General features: G+C 66.2%; 12 protein-coding genes. 10 read left to right on the top strand and 2 right to left on the bottom strand.

Annotated features, from left to right (window positions below; all coding sequences use genetic code 11):
• Positions 1 to 77: 77 nt before the first annotated feature.
• Complete coding sequence (locus UC35_RS17995) at positions 78 to 635, top strand: YSC84-related protein (protein ID WP_061502120.1); 558 nt, start codon at positions 78 to 80, stop codon at positions 633 to 635.
• 10 nt (positions 636 to 645) lie between these two features.
• Here the strand turns inward: UC35_RS17995 and UC35_RS17990 are convergent, their stop codons facing one another.
• Entirely contained in the window at positions 646 to 1,470 is an 825-nt protein-coding gene (locus UC35_RS17990) for a Crp/Fnr family transcriptional regulator (protein WP_082793362.1), read from the bottom strand.
• 707 nt (positions 1,471 to 2,177) lie between these two features.
• On the opposite strand from UC35_RS17990, the gene UC35_RS17985 reads away from it, so the two are divergent.
• Genes UC35_RS17985 through UC35_RS17945 form a run of 9 tightly spaced genes read left to right on the top strand, consistent with a single transcriptional unit; the run spans position 2,178 to position 12,735 of the window.
• The gene (locus tag UC35_RS17985; protein ID WP_158513936.1) at positions 2,178 to 3,584 is read left to right on the top strand and encodes an undecaprenyl-phosphate glucose phosphotransferase; all 1,407 of its coding nucleotides are present in this window, start codon (positions 2,178 to 2,180) and stop codon (positions 3,582 to 3,584) included.
• A 2-nt stretch (positions 3,585 to 3,586) separates the two neighbouring features.
• On the top strand, positions 3,587 to 4,879 hold the full coding sequence (locus tag UC35_RS17980; RefSeq protein WP_082793360.1) for a lipopolysaccharide biosynthesis protein: 1,293 nt from the start codon (positions 3,587 to 3,589) through the stop codon (positions 4,877 to 4,879).
• The gene (locus tag UC35_RS17975) at positions 4,876 to 6,198 is read left to right on the top strand and encodes a hypothetical protein (RefSeq protein WP_145979532.1); all 1,323 of its coding nucleotides are present in this window, start codon (positions 4,876 to 4,878) and stop codon (positions 6,196 to 6,198) included. The genes UC35_RS17980 and UC35_RS17975 overlap by 4 nt, the downstream gene beginning before the upstream one ends.
• On the top strand, positions 6,195 to 7,541 hold the full coding sequence (locus UC35_RS23760; protein ID WP_061502112.1) for a hypothetical protein: 1,347 nt from the start codon (positions 6,195 to 6,197) through the stop codon (positions 7,539 to 7,541). Before UC35_RS17975 ends, UC35_RS23760 begins: the two co-directional genes overlap by 4 nt.
• Positions 7,538 to 8,656 (top strand): glycosyltransferase, encoded by a 1,119-nt coding sequence (locus UC35_RS23755; RefSeq protein ID WP_145979531.1) that lies wholly within the window; start codon positions 7,538 to 7,540, stop codon positions 8,654 to 8,656. Before UC35_RS23760 ends, UC35_RS23755 begins: the two co-directional genes overlap by 4 nt.
• Before the next feature lie 20 nt (positions 8,657 to 8,676).
• Positions 8,677 to 9,837 carry a glycosyltransferase family 4 protein gene (locus UC35_RS17960; RefSeq protein ID WP_158513934.1) on the top strand — a complete coding sequence of 387 codons (1,161 nt, stop codon included), beginning with the start codon at positions 8,677 to 8,679 and terminating at the stop codon, positions 9,835 to 9,837.
• Positions 9,834 to 11,063, top strand: a complete 1,230-nt coding sequence (locus UC35_RS17955; RefSeq protein WP_061502107.1) for a glycosyltransferase family 4 protein — start codon at positions 9,834 to 9,836, stop codon at positions 11,061 to 11,063. Before UC35_RS17960 ends, UC35_RS17955 begins: the two co-directional genes overlap by 4 nt.
• Positions 11,060 to 11,905 carry a glycosyltransferase family 2 protein gene (locus tag UC35_RS17950; RefSeq protein ID WP_061502104.1) on the top strand — a complete coding sequence of 282 codons (846 nt, stop codon included), beginning with the start codon at positions 11,060 to 11,062 and terminating at the stop codon, positions 11,903 to 11,905. The genes UC35_RS17955 and UC35_RS17950 overlap by 4 nt, the downstream gene beginning before the upstream one ends.
• Positions 11,906 to 11,943: 38 nt before the next feature.
• Positions 11,944 to 12,735 (top strand): hypothetical protein, encoded by a 792-nt coding sequence (locus tag UC35_RS17945; RefSeq protein ID WP_061502102.1) that lies wholly within the window; start codon positions 11,944 to 11,946, stop codon positions 12,733 to 12,735.
• A 17-nt stretch (positions 12,736 to 12,752) separates the two neighbouring features.
• Here the strand turns inward: UC35_RS17945 and UC35_RS17940 are convergent, their stop codons facing one another.
• Positions 12,753 to 13,913 carry a hypothetical protein gene (locus UC35_RS17940; protein WP_227820369.1) on the bottom strand — a complete coding sequence of 387 codons (1,161 nt, stop codon included), beginning with the start codon at positions 13,911 to 13,913 and terminating at the stop codon, positions 12,753 to 12,755.
• Positions 13,914 to 14,027: the final 114 nt, after the last annotated feature.

Genomic DNA, 14,027 nt, shown 5'->3' with positions numbered 1-14,027 from the left:
CGCGGATGCAGGGAAGTTCGATGACCTATGTGGTTTGGCGCCACCCAGGTGACGGCGCCTGAAAAGGAGAGCGTCTCATGAAACGAAGAACACTGCTGCTCGTGGCCGGTGCCGGCCTGGCGGCGGGCTGCTCGACTCCCATGGGTAGCGGCAGCCCCGCCGACAAGAAGCGCGAGATCGATACCGGCGTCGACAAGGCGTTGGCCGACCTCTATCGGGAGACACCGACTGCGAAGGGATACGGCGACAAGGCGCAGGGCATCCTGATCTTTCCCAGCGTGGTGAGCGCCGGGTTCCTGGTCGGCGGTTCCTATGGGCAAGGCGCGCTGAAAAAGGGTGCGAACACGCTGGGCTACTACAGCGTAGGCACCGGTTCGGTGGGCCTGCTGGCCGGCGCCGAGTCCAAGGCGATGTACCTGATGTTCATGACGCAGGAAGCGCTCGCGAAGTTCCAGGCAAGCAGCGGCTGGACCGCGGGCGCGGACGCGTCGGTCACGATGGTCGACACAGCCGCCAGCACGCGGACCGACACGCTGGCCAGGGATGCCCAGGTGGTTGGCTTCGTGCGCGGGCAAAAAGGGCTGATGGCGAACCTGAGCCTGGACGGCACCAAGATCACCAAGCTCAACCTGTAGGCCGGCGGGCTCAGGGCGAGCGGTAAGCCATCATCGCGCGAGCCTGGCCGGCGGCTGCCTGCTCCAGGTGCAGGCCGAGCAGTTCCGGACGCAAGTTGACCGGAATGAGCAGGCGCCTGAACTCGCCGTTGGCTTGGGCGTAGCACTCGCAGCTGCGGCGCTCCAGGCCGCCGCGATCCAGCACGGCGATCCGGCCGCGCCGGTGCGCGATCATGCCCGCGCGCTGCAGTTGGCCGGCCGCCTCGTTGACGCCTTCGCGCCGTACGCCCAGCATGACGGCGATGAGTTCCTGCGTGGTGGTGAGCTCCAGCGCATTGGTCCGGTCCAGGCTCAGCAGGAGCCACCGGCACAGTTGCTGCTGGATGGTGTGATGCCTGTTGCAGGCCGCCGCTTGGGCCGCCTGCGCTATCAGCGACTGGGCATGCCGCATCAGCATGCGGCGCACGTCGGTCGAGCGCTGAAACTCTTCCTGCAACCAGGCGCAGGGCACCCGCAGGGCAAGGCCGGCTTGCTGCACGATGGCCTTGACGGGCATGGGCTCACCACCGAAGCACACTGAAACGTCGAGCATTCCTTCACGGCCAACCACAGCCGTCTGCGCGGAGTCGCCGTTGGCGGCCTGCCACAACAGCGCCACGATGGCGGACACGGGGAAGTAACTGTAGACCTGCTCGTCCGGCGATTGGGGCTGGTGCAGGACCTCGCCCGCTTGCAGGGTCACGGGGTCGAGCTTGTCCAGCCAGCGCTGCCGGTCCTGCTCAGGCAAGGAGGCCAGCAGGTGGTTGCGCTCGAACTGCGCAGCAGTCGTTCGCGCGCTCTGCGATTCCTTCCCCACGTTGATCTCCCTTCGACGTCTTCCGACGCTTGTCCCATCTACTTTGCCAACGCTGGGCCTTCGGTGGGTAATGTTCAGCGCGCAACGAGTCGCAAGAAGTTTCCGGATCTGTAAAGGCGAGAACTCTTCCGCGTGACCCAGCCGTTTGCTCCGCCGCTTGAAGGATGGCTTGCCGCGTCATACCCGGCTCAACTCCTGCGGAACGCACGGTCACATGAGAGCGTGCCTTGTTTCCGGACCTGTGTGGGATGGCGAACAGACGATTTTTTTGCCGAGCCCTTACCGTGCGTCTTCAGCGTCAATAACGACGAGCAACCATCGTGACAGGCCAGCAGGAGTTTCAATCGCCGAGCCGCACCCAGGCGGGCGCCGCCAGCCCGCGCGTCCAGCAAACAGCTCAGCGCAGAACGGAACCTCGGCCGTCCGAAGGGTGCTGTTCGGTCCGGACTTCCAGGAGGGTTGGTCCATGCAAGAAAAGCCACTGGTCTCGTGCTTGTCGCCTCGAGTGCAACGGTCGCCCATCGATCGGTCGGCAGACGACCTGGCGACCTTCAGTGGCTGTGCCGTGGACTTCACCGAAACCGCCCGTGCTCTCGCGTCCCCGCTGACGCGGCAGTCGCCACCCTCGCGCTTCCCGCTGGAGCGCGCTGGCACGCTTCCCGCTTCTGCCCATGTCATGGGCCGTCCCGCTTGAGATGGTGCAGGCCATGAAGATCTACACCGACACCCTACCCCCAACCGCCGAGATCACGGGGCGCCCTTGGGGGCTCGTGCGGGCCGCCATCGATCCGCTCCTGGCGGTGGCGGTGTACCTGGCTGCACTGCGGGTGTTCGGCGCCCCGTTCAGGCAGGACGACCTCGTGATCCTGACCCTGAGCTTCGTGCTGACCTTCCCCGGGGACCTCCCCTTCCGGCGCTTTTCCGCGGCCGCCGCGGGCAGGTTGCTGCTGCAGTGGCTGAAAGTCGCGGCCGGCGTGTCCTTCTTCTGGACGGCCAAGTCGATGCTGCTGAACTCGGGCTTCCAGCCGGACGGTAACGTGGTGGCGACCTGGCTGATCGGGGCACCACTGGCGCAGTTCCTGATGCACTGGGCCTCGCCGCGCGTCGCGCCCCTGCTGTTCCCGCTGTACCCGCAGGCCAAGGTGGTCATCGTGGGCGCCAACCCCGTGGCGCGGCGGGTGGCGAAGCTGATCAACGACGGCGAAGCCGAGGGACAGCGCTTCATGGGCTACTTCGACGACCGCTCCATCCGCCGGCTCGGCCACGGCGGCGTGCGCTCGGTGATCGGCCGCATCCCCGAGGTCAGCGACTACGTCAAGTCGCATGGCATCGACACGATCTACATCGCGATGCCGATGACGACCCAGCCCCGCGTAGTGAGCCTGCTCGAATCGCTGCGCGACACCACCGCCTCGATCTATTTCCTGCCGGACGTTTTCATCGCCGACCTGATTCAGGGCCGCGTGACCACACTGGCCGGCTTGCCGGTGGTGTCGGTCTGCGAATCGCCCTTCAACAGCACTGCGGGCGCGATCAAGCGGGTGATCGACCTGACGCTGACGATCCTCTCCCTGCCGGTGGTGCTGCCCCTGATGGCGATCATCGCAATCCTGGTTCGCGCGACTTCGCCGGGGCCGGCCATCTTCAAGCAGCGCCGCTACGGCCTGGACGGCAAGGAGATCGTGGTCTGGAAGTTCCGCACCATGACGACGCTGGAGGACGGCGATACCACCTACACGCAGGTGACCCGTGGCGACTCCCGCGTCACGCCGCTGGGCCGCTTCCTGCGCAAGACCTCGCTGGACGAACTGCCGCAGCTGTTGAACGTGCTGGGCGGCTCCATGAGTCTGGTCGGCCCGCGTCCCCATGCGCTCGCCGTGAACGAGCAATACCGCAAGCTGATCCCCGGGTACATGGTGAGGCACAAGGTCAAGCCGGGCATCAGCGGCTGGGCGCAGGTGAACGGCTGCCGCGGCGGCGACGACCTGGACTCCATGCGCAGGCGCACCGACTATGACCTGGCGTACCTGCGCTCCTGGAGCCTGACGCTCGACCTGCTGATCATCCTCAAGACGATCAAGATGATCGTCCTGGGCGACAAGCGGGCGTACTGAGCATGTTGTCGACGATGCGACCCGGACCTCTGCTGCAGCGTCTTCGATCGGACCCTGCGTCGCGCAACTCGGCCTACATGATCGGCAGCCAGGTGTCGATCGCGGTGCTGCAGGGCTTGTTGTTCATCCTGCTGGCAAGCGCCCTGGGCGCGCACGAATTCGGCAGGGTGGCAAGCGTCATCGCGATCACCTCCGTCTTCCTTCCCTTCGCCGGGATGGGTCTGGGCAACGTGGCCATCATGCGCATTTCCCGCGGGCAGGCGCATGCGGCCATGTCCCTGGGCAACGGGCTGGCGGTCACCGCGGTCACGGGGACCCTGGGCGTGCTGGTCGCCATGCTGATTGGCGAGGCCTTCCTGCATGAGCGCGGCACCTGGCTGCTGGTGCTGCTGTTCGGCATCTCGGAAATCCTGATGACGAAGGTGGTGGATCTCGCCGCCCACGTGTTTCTCGGCCTGGAACGCCAGGGGGTGACTGCGCTCTTCTACAACCTGCTGATGGTGGTGCGCCTTGTGTTCGCCGGCGCGCTGTTCTGGGGTTTCACCACGCCGACGGCCTTGCATTGGGCCGAACTGCACCTGGCCGCCGGGGTCCTGAGCGCGGTGGTGGTCCTGTTCTACAGCGTGCGCCTGCTGGGCCGGCCGAGAACCGGGTACCAGACGGTCAGGAATGACATCGGAAAGGGCTTCCTCTTCTCGGTCGTGATCGCCGCGCGAAGCGTGCACACCGATGCCGACAAGGCCGTGCTGGCCCGAATCGCCTCGGAGGCGACTGCGGGAGCCTATACGGCCGCGTTCCGCCTGGTGTACATGGCGTGCACGCCGATCACCGCCGTGCTGCTGTCCTTGCAGGCCCGCATCTTCCGCCGCGGCGACCAGCGCGGACTTGAGGGCTCGCTGACCGCGGTGAGGCGCCTCGTTCTGATCGGGGGCGTGTACTGCATGCTGCTGGCCGTGGCCATTTACGCCGTGGCGCCCGCCGTGCCATGGCTGCTCGGGGACTCCTTCGACCTCTCCCCCGACATCCTGCGCTCCATGTGCCTGCTGCCCTTCCTGGTCATCGCACAGGCGGCGGCTTCAGACGCGCTGAATGGCGCCGACGCCCAGCGCCGCGTCAGCACGCTGCACACGCTCACGGCCGGGCTGTCCGTCGTGCTAAACCTGTTGCTGGTGCCCGGACACGGATGGCAGGGCGCCGTCATGGCGGCGTACGCATCGCAGGGCTTCCTGGTTGCCGGCCTCGTGCTCACCATTCTGCTGGGCCTTCAGGCCCAGAGGAAGGCGCGTGCCGCATGAACACCGGCGTGCCATGGACCGCCTCACCACGGGCTGCGCCGGCGCGGGCGCCCGTTCGGCCTGCGCGCGACCGGACCCGGGCCGTGGACGATCTGTTGTGCGCACTGCTTGCGGTCTACCTGACGACGTTGCTGCTGGAAGGCGTGCTTCGGTACGTGCTCGCGGCAGCCGGCGTCCCGAACCTTCTGTATCTTCGCGATTCGATCCCTGTCGGTTCAGTGCTGTTCCTGTTTCTGCGCTCGCTGCTGCGGGACCGCCGTATCGATCTCGTGATCGCGATTCCATCCGCCCTGCTTGCATGCCATGCCGTCTACTCGGCCATGGTGGGCGTGGCGATCTTCGCGATCGCTTTCGGGCTAAAGATCTACCTGTTCGTGATTTACGGCATGGCCATGTGGCCGCTGCTGCGTCGGCGTCTGGCCCCAATGCTCGCCATGGGCACGGCGATGTTCGCCATCACGGCCGCCGGCGTATTCGCCAACTTTCTCTGGGGAACGATGCCCTGGGAGGGGCTGGAGTACGAGACGGCCTTTGGCATGTCGTCCACCACGCGGACATGGTGGATGGCCCATGGCATCGCCCGCCTGCCGGGCTTCACCCGCACTTCCTTCAACGCGGCCGTGATCCTGGGAATCACGGGGCTGCTGACCATGCTCAGGTACGGACACCCACTGGCACGCTTGGCGATCTTCGCGACCGCGACCACGGCTATCGTGCTGACCACGAGCAAAGGCATGGTCCTCGCATTTCCGCTCGCTGCCCTCTGGCTCGTCGTCCAGGATCGCCGTCCCGCAATGGATGGCCACGTGCTGGTGGGCGCCCTATGCGCCGCGACGGTGGTGTTGCCGCTGGTCGTCGTCTTCTGGGACATCGGCTCGGCCATGAAGGCTTCGGACTTTCCCGTGCTGATCGTGTCGGTATGGGAACGGTTCACCTCGATGTGGCCGCTGGCCTTCCAACTCCTGCCCGACGGGCCGCAGTCCTGGCTCGGAGCCGGACTGGGCAGCATCGGCACGCCCTTGGCGTTCGGCAACACGCCGCACCAAGCAAATTCTGCCGATAACGTCGCCATCTACATGATGGTGAGTTTCGGCGTGGCAGGGCTCGTTTACTGCGCATTCCCGGCACTGTCGGTACGCAAGGTGGCCGCTTGCGAACCGGTGGCCCTTCACCGGATGTACGTCGCGGTGCTGGTCATTGCCTACGTCTATGGCGTGTCGACCAACATGATCGAGGAGAGCTTCTTCTCCTTCTTCTTCGGCCTCTGCTTCGGGGCCGCGGCCTCGGCATGGCTGGGCGAGAAGGAGCGCACGCCATGAGGAGCGCCTGCGTGATGGCCGGCACGGCGCTGGGCGCGGCGGCTCTGGCTGCCCTTGCCATCCTGCCGATGGCGACGTCCGCAGCCGACACTGCGAAGCCGCTGGCCGTCGGCGTGCAAACGCATTTCGCATTCGAGCCATCCGGAACGGACATCGGTTCGTTTCACTCATGGATGCAGCGTTCGCGATTCACGACGTCCCGCGACGAAATGTTCTGGTCGGACGTCGAGGATGATGCGGGGAGGCTCGAGCTGCGCCGCGGCGCATTGCGTTCCCAGCAGGCCTGGGCGTCGATGCCCGCGCCATTCGCCGGCCTGCTGACGCTCGACTTCGGCCATCTCCGCTATGACTCGGGTGCACAACCGAAGTCAGATACCGCGCGAAGCGCCTTTGCCCGCTATGCCGCTTACGTCGCGGGCGAAGCCAGTCCGGGCATCCGTTGGGTCGAGGTCTGGAACGAGTGGAACATGCCGACCAGCCACGAGCGCGCGGTCAGAAGCCGAGGGGACGCCCATGACTATGCGCGGCTGGCGCAGGTAACCTATGCGAAGCTAAAGGCCGAGCACCCGAGAATCACGGTCCTGGCCGGATCCGCCGGCGAGGATTCGGTCGAGTGGCGCTGGATGCGCCAGGCCATCGGCCAAGGCCTGCTGTCTCACACGGACGCGTTGTCCGTTCACCTGTACAACCACTGCAGCGCTCCGATGCTCGTCGGATCCGACGAGATGGCCGAGCGCCTGGACGCCCTGCACGTGATCGTGGCCGCTGCGGGCCATCGGCAGATGCCTTTCTACGTGACGGAAGTGGGCTGGCCGACACATCTGGGCAAGTGCGGCGTGAGCGAAAAGGCGGCCGCGCAGCATTCGGTGCGCTTCCTGCTGGAGGCGAGTGTGCGGCCGTGGGTTGCCGGAGTCTGGTTCTACGAGCTGCGGGACGGCGGCGACGATCCGCACAACCAGGAGCACCGGTTCGGGCTGTTGCGGCGCGACGGCACCGAAAAGCCCGCCGGGTGCGCGCTGCGCGAATTGGGCGCTCTGCTGGCGTCGCGGCCCGCCACCTTCGTGCCCGGAAACAAGATGGCGGCGGCGAGTTTTCGCAATGGCGACAGCGACAGGTGGCTGCTTTGGGCGCGGGGCAAGGTCCAGCAGCCGGTTTCCGTCCGGCTGGCCAGCAACGACGCGCCGGCAACTTCCTTTTCGTCCCCCGCTGTCTGCAGCCTGCAGGCAGCCAGCATGGAGATCGGGCCGCAGGGGGCCTACGCAACTGTCCGGCTCACGCCGCGCAGCGTCTACATCATCGACGTGCGTGCCGGCGAACCGCTCAAGGTGGAGGAACTCTCGTGAAAGTGCTTCACGTCGCGCAGACGGCATTGGGCGGGGTGGGCAGCTATCTGGAGGAGATCCTGCCCCTGCAGGCGTCCCTCTATGGGCGCGACAGCCTTCGTGCCGTGATGCCGCAAGAGCACGCCGCCGCCTTCCCCGGCCTGTTGCCGCAGTGCCTGGTCACCTATCCCGGTGGCGGCGACGGCCGCCTGCTGAGCACCTGGCGCATGACGACCCTCGCGCTGGACCTGGTCCGCCGATGGGAGCCCGATGTGGTGCACCTGCATTCCACGTTCGCGGGACTGGCCCTGCGGCCGCTGCTGCGCGTGCCGGGGCTGAACCCGGCGATCGTCTACTGCGCCCACGGCTGGTCGTTCGACCGGCGCGGCGGCGTCCTCCAGTTGCGGGTGGCCCGCTCGCTGGAGCGCCTGCTGTCGGGTCTGTGCGATCGAATCGTGTGCGTCTCGCGGCAGGACTACGAGCAAGGCGCGCGCGCCGGCATCCCACGGGCGAAGATGAGCGTGGTGGTCAACGGCATCGCCGACCACGCGCTTCGTGATGCCACGGCGGGCGCGCAGTCCTGGCCGGGCCAGGGGCTGCGCATCCTGTTCGTCGGCCGCCTGGACACGCAAAAGGGCGTGGATGTCCTGCTCACGGCGATGCAGCAGCTGGGTGCGCGCGCCGGCGCGCTCGTCGTCGGCGCCTCGGTGGTCGGCGACGGAGAGACCGCCATCCAGACGCCGGACAACGTCAAGGTGCTCGGCTGGCTCCCGCGTGAGCGGATCGCGCAGCTCTACGCGGCCGCCGACGTGCTGGTGATGCCGTCGCGCTGGGAGGGCCTTCCGATCGTGGCACTCGAGGCGATGCGCGCGGGGCTTCCCGTGATCGCGTCGCGCGTGGGCGGCATCCCGGAAGCCGTGCAGGACGGGATCACCGGCCGGCTGGTGGACGTCGATTCACCGTCGCAGCTCGCGGCGGTGCTGGCGAGCCTGGATGCGGCCTCCTTGCGGCTGATGAGCACGCGGGCCCGGCACCGCTACCTCGAGGCGTTCCAGGTCGACCGCGTGGTACGCGAACTCGACGTCCTCTATCGCGAGCTCGCCATGCCGCCGGCGGTGCGCGGAAGGGTTGCATGATGGCGGGCCAGGACCTCTTCATGGTCGCGGACCAATGGGGCCCTGAAGCCTCCGGCATGGGCGTGTATGCCTACGAAGTGGCCCGGCGGTTACCTGCGCTGCTGTGCCCTGGCGGATTCGGGGTGACGGTGGCAGTGCGCGCCGACGCGCCGCGGTTGGCCGACGAGGTGCGCGCGGGCGGGGGTGTGGTGCATACCCTGCTGCCCAGCCGCGTCTCCAACAAAAGGAAGCTGCCGGAGATCTACCTGCAGCTGCCGCTGCGCGCACGCGGGTGGAACTGCTACTACAGCCTGGATCACAAGCTCCCGCCACCGGTCTTGCTGCCGCGCCTGCGGATCGCCACCGTGATGGACATCTGCCCGCTGGAGTTCCCGGCCGAGTACGGCAGGCTGAAGCGGCTGTACTTCGGGGTGCAGTTGCCGAGGGTGCTGCGTACGGCCGAGCTCATTGCCACCGGCAGCGACCACACGGCGCGCAAGTTGGTCGATATGCTTGAAGCTGACCCCAAGCGCCTCATCGTGGCACCCCTCGGATTCGATAGCGCACGCTTTTCCACCCAGCACAAGCCTGGCGAAGCGGGCCGCCTGTTCGATGCCTACGGGCTGGCGCCCAGGTCCTACCACCTTTTCGTCGGCCGCATTTCGCCGCGCAAGAACTTCGCGCTGGCGATCGAGGCGGTGAAGCGGCTGAAGGAACAAGGGCAGCAGCCGCTCATCGTGGTCGCAGGGCCGCGCGGGTGGCGCGACGAGGCCGACTGGGAAACGATCCGCGTGCTCGGGCTGGCCGATCACTTCCGCAAGATCAGCTACGTGCCGGCAGAACTGCTTCCCGCGCTGTACCGGCAATCGCGGGGCCTGCTCTACCCATCCTTTTCGGAAGGCTTCGGCATTCCGGTCCTGGAGTCGCTCGGCTGCGGCACGCCGGTCGTGGTCGCCCGTGCCACGTCATCCGCGGAGGTCGGCGGGCCGCTGGTGGATGTCATCGATCCGCTGGACGCCGAAGCGCTGGCGCGCTGGATGCAGGCCGACCATGTCCTTGACGACGCGGCGCGGCAGAAGTGGCTGGCGCAGTTCTCCTGGGACAAGACCGCCGAGGTGCTGGCCGCCATGCTCGCCCCGACGCTCGCCGCGCTGCGCACCCGCCGCGGATTCGCCCCGCGCCGCACCCTGGAGCAGCCATGAAGCCGCTGTTCATCAGTTCGCTGTATCACCCGAACCAGGTCGGCGGCGCGGAAAAGATCGTGCGCATCGTCGCGGAGGGCATGCGCCAGCAGGGCCATGATCCCGTCGTGGTGACCGTGCAGCAGGAATCCGGTCACCGGATCGACCAGGTCAACGGGGTGAAGGTGCACTACCTGGGACTGAAGAACCTCTACTGGCCCTGGGCCCGCGAGGAACGGTCCGGCCTGCTGCGCGCCGCCTGGCACGGCATCGATCGCCACAACGTCTTCATGGCGCGCGCGGTCGGCCGCGTGCTCGATCTGGAGAAGCCGGACATCGTCAACAGCCACCAGTTGACCGGGCTCTCCTGCGCCGTATGGGGCGCAGTGAAGGCGCGGCGGTTGCCGCTGGTCCACACGCTGCACGACTACTCGCTGATGTGTCCCAAGACCACCATGTTCAGGGACGGCACCAACTGCCAAGGCCAATGCGCGACGTGCAAGCGCTACACCTCACCGAGCCAGCGCCTGTCCGACAAGGTAGACCACGTCATCGGCGTCAGCCGGTTCACGCTGGATCGGCACCTCGTGGCCGGTTACTTCCAGCGCGCCCAGGCGCGCGTGATTCACAACGCCCTGCCCAAACCCGCGCAACAACACCCTCTGCGGCCCGATCCGGCGCGCCCCCTCCAGCTGGGTTATGTCGGGCAACTCCTTCCCAGCAAGGGCATCGCGCAACTGATCGAACAGATGCGGACCTGGGACCCTTCCCGGTGTCAGCTGGTGGTCGCTGGCAAGGGCGCCGCGGCCTACGAATCCGCACTGCGCGCCACGGCACCGCCGAACGTTCGCTTCCTCGGATTCGTGGATCCGGGCGAGGTGTACCGCGCGATCGACGTGCTGGTCGTGCCGTCGCTGTGGCAGGAGCCGTTCGCGACGACAGTGCTCGAGGCCTGCATGCACGGCGTGCCCGCAATCGTCTCGAACCGGGGCGGCTTCCCCGAAGCGGTTGAGGCCGGCCGAACGGGGCTGATCTACGAACCGCTGCAGCCGCAGGCCCTGCGCGAAGCCATCGAAGTGTTCCTGCGCGACCGCAGCATCCTGGAGGAGATGCACCGGCATGTGCGCAACCGTGCCAGCTACTTCCAACTCGAAAGAATGCAGGACGAGTACCTCCATGTCATGACAGAAGCCCAGGCGGGCGGCGGTGCAGGTGACCCCTCGATCTTGCGAAGGAGACATGCGTGAAGCCCCTGCCCAAGACCCCCTTGGTGTCGGTCGTGACGCCGTCTTACAACACCGGCCGTTTCATCGAGGAGACGCTGCGAAGCGTCGGCGACCAGGGCTACCCGCGCATCGAACACATCGTGCTCGATTCGGGCTCCACCGACCAGACCCCGGAGATCCTGGCCCGTTTTCCGGCGCTGCGTGTCATCTCGCCGGCACCCGCCGGCCTCACCGCCAAGATGGACCATGGCTTCGCCTTGGCGCAGGGCGACATCGTGGGCTGGCTTTGCGCCGATGACTGCTACCTGCCGGGCGCCATTGCGCGGGCCGTTGAAGCGCTCAAGCAGCATCCCGAGGCCGGAATGGTCTATTGCAACTTCCTGCACGTGGACGAAGACGGCGTCGAAATCGACCGGGAACGCAGCCGGCAGGCAGGCCTTCGAGAACTGCTGGAGGAAAGGAACTACGTGCCCACGCAGGGCGCATTCATCCGCCGTGAGGCACTAGAGCGCGCGGGGGTCTCCGTCGACGGCCGGTACCCGCTGGTATGCGACTGGGAACTGTGGATCCGCATCAGCAAGCTCTACCCCATCCTCCATGTCGACGACTGGTGGGGCGCCTTCCGCGTCCGTCGCGGGCAACTGTCCGACATCCACAAGTACGAGTATTGGATCCAGGGGCGGCGCATGGCGCGCGGGCACGGCGCCTCTTTCTTCTCGCCCATGTTTTGGAACTACTGGGGCGGGAAGGCCTGGCGTGCGGGACTGATGCTGCTGAAGGGCCGGTTCCGGGCATTCAACTCGAAGCTGCGGGACCTGGTGGCAGGCTTGCGCAACTGGATCGCTACACCGCGACAGGGGTAAAACCGTTTCCAAAGCCGATTTGCACGGGAGTACACAACATGAAAGTCGTCTTGTTCTGTGGCGGGCTTGGCCTTCGCATCCGTGATGCCGAAAACATCCCCAAGCCCATGGTGCACATCGGCTACCGGCCGTTGCTGTGGCACGTGATGAAGTACTACGCCCATTTCGGCCACAAGGACTTCTTGCTGTGCCTGGGGTACAGGGCCGACGCCATCAAGAACTACTTCCTCAACTACAGCGAATGCGCGTCGAATGACTTCGTCCTGTCGGGCGGCGGCAAGGACCTGCAGCTGCTCAACCGTGATATTCAGGACTGGCGAATCACCTTCGTGGACACCGGCGTGCATGCCAACATCGGCATGCGGCTGAAGGCAGTGCAAAAGCACCTGGCCGGCGAAGAAGAGTTCATGGCCAACTACAGCGACGGACTCACCGACCTGCCCCTGCCCGAACAGCTCGACGCCTTCCGGCAACAAGGCCGGATCGCAAGTTTCCTGGCCGTGCGGCCCAACCTGAGCTACCACGTGGCGGACGTCGAGAAAGGCACCGGCCTGGTGACGGATATCCGCCCGATCGACAGCGGATCAGCACGGCTCAATGGAGGCTTCTTCATCTTCAAGCGTGAGATCTTCGAGTACCTGCGCGAAGGCGAGGAACTGGTGGAGGCGCCCTTCAAGCGCTTGATCAAGGACAAGCAGCTGGGCGCCTACGTCTACGATGGCTTCTGGGCCAGCATGGACACGTTCAAGGACCGCCAGCAGCTCGAGCAGCTGTACGCGACAGGGTCCGCTCCGTGGGAGGTCTGGAAAGCAGGCCAGCCCACGCTTTGACCGCGCTGCGCGCGGCCTCAGGCGGCGTGTCCGCTCGCCCCCGGCGAATCGGCCTGGGGCTGCTCGGCCTCCACCGGCTTGAGCCAGATGGGGCGCCAGTACGGATAGATGGCCCGGGGGCAGAACATGCGGTTGTCGCTATAGGTGCCCTGGCAATGCACGCCCTGCAGGATGATCGAGGGCGACTTGAAGTGCAGCATGTAGCCCGTCTTCTCATCGATGATGTGCTGGACCAGAGCGCGCACGGTGAACTGCTTGTCGCAGTACGGCACGTTTTCCGCATCGAAGTACAGGCCTCGCGTCTTGTTGTCCGCGTTGAGCGTGGCCAGGATCTCCCGATAGGACTTCACGCGCACCTGACTGCCGGGTACCAGCTGACCGATGGCGACATCCGGCGTCGGCTGGCCTTGGAGGATCGTACCCCTGCGCCGCGGGAACGGAACGCCGCCAGGCAGCAGCCGTTGCAGTCCGTCATAGGCTTTCATCAAGCCTTTTGCGAGGCGATCCCCCAGCCCGATGCGCCGCCCAAGCCGCTCGCCCCGCCGCACCACGAACACACCCAAGCGATAGACGAACCCGCGCAACAAGGTCGCCAGATCGGCATTGCCCGAACGGTAGTCTTCGACGTATTGGCGAAGGTCATAGGGCGACAGCGGCTTTGTCGCATGCAGCAGCTCGGTGGCCTGGCAAGCGTAACGCGGCCCCTTCTCGGGATCATGGCCCCCCTGCGTCGCACGTGCCAGCTGCTCCATGCTGCAGCCGCTCGCATGCCGCCGCAAGGCTTCGCGGCGCACCGCCCGGCGGCCGGACACCGGGTCGGCGGCCGGTTTGAGCCAGGCTTCGTTCCAGTACAGCGAACATGCGGCTTGGCACCCTCCGTGCGCGCTGCCGTCGCAGCGTGATCCTTCTAGGTGCACCGTGCGTTCGAGCTTGCGTGCCCCGCTGTAGCAGACAGTGTCACAGGTCTTGTGGGCTCGCTTGAACACGCGCAGTGTCTTGCCACAGGAAGCCAGCATCTCGGGCATGAATGGCATGCCATCGAGCCGTCCGTGCTCGTCCAGCGTCGCGAGGATCTCTTCGCGGCTGCGGACCTGAACCCACTCGCCAGCACACAGGGAAGGAGCTTCCACCCCATCTTGTGCCGGCCCGCTCAAAAACTGTTGTCTTGTGTAATCCATGAGCGCCTCTGCGCGACGGGTAGTCGCTGTTCAAAAGCATTTCGGGCTTTTCCATTCTCCAACAATTCGCTTCTAATTTGTGGATCCGGAATTGCCGTTTTCACTCTGACGATG

Origin of the sequence: Ramlibacter tataouinensis (genome assembly GCF_001580455.1) — a bacterium.
GTDB classification, from domain to species: Bacteria; Pseudomonadota; Gammaproteobacteria; order Burkholderiales; family Burkholderiaceae_C; genus Ramlibacter; species Ramlibacter tataouinensis_B.
This window is presented reverse-complemented; position numbering and strand designations above follow the sequence as displayed.

What these genes read in the sequence shown, in the direction of transcription:
- UC35_RS17995 (WP_061502120.1), top strand. Translation starts at nt 78, where the DNA reads ATGAAACGAAGAACACTGCTGCTCGTGGCCGGTGCCGGCCTGGCGGCG.
- UC35_RS17985 (WP_158513936.1), top strand. Translation starts at nt 2,178, where the DNA reads ATGAAGATCTACACCGACACCCTACCCCCAACCGCCGAGATCACGGGG.
- UC35_RS17980 (WP_082793360.1), top strand. Translation starts at nt 3,587, where the DNA reads ATGTTGTCGACGATGCGACCCGGACCTCTGCTGCAGCGTCTTCGATCG.
- UC35_RS17975 (WP_145979532.1), top strand. Translation starts at nt 4,876, where the DNA reads ATGAACACCGGCGTGCCATGGACCGCCTCACCACGGGCTGCGCCGGCG.
- UC35_RS23760 (WP_061502112.1), top strand. Translation starts at nt 6,195, where the DNA reads ATGAGGAGCGCCTGCGTGATGGCCGGCACGGCGCTGGGCGCGGCGGCT.
- UC35_RS17960 (WP_158513934.1), top strand. Translation starts at nt 8,677, where the DNA reads ATGGTCGCGGACCAATGGGGCCCTGAAGCCTCCGGCATGGGCGTGTAT.
- UC35_RS17955 (WP_061502107.1), top strand. Translation starts at nt 9,834, where the DNA reads ATGAAGCCGCTGTTCATCAGTTCGCTGTATCACCCGAACCAGGTCGGC.
- UC35_RS17945 (WP_061502102.1), top strand. Translation starts at nt 11,944, where the DNA reads ATGAAAGTCGTCTTGTTCTGTGGCGGGCTTGGCCTTCGCATCCGTGAT.
- UC35_RS17940 (WP_227820369.1), bottom strand. Translation starts at nt 13,913, where the DNA reads ATGGATTACACAAGACAACAGTTTTTGAGCGGGCCGGCACAAGATGGG.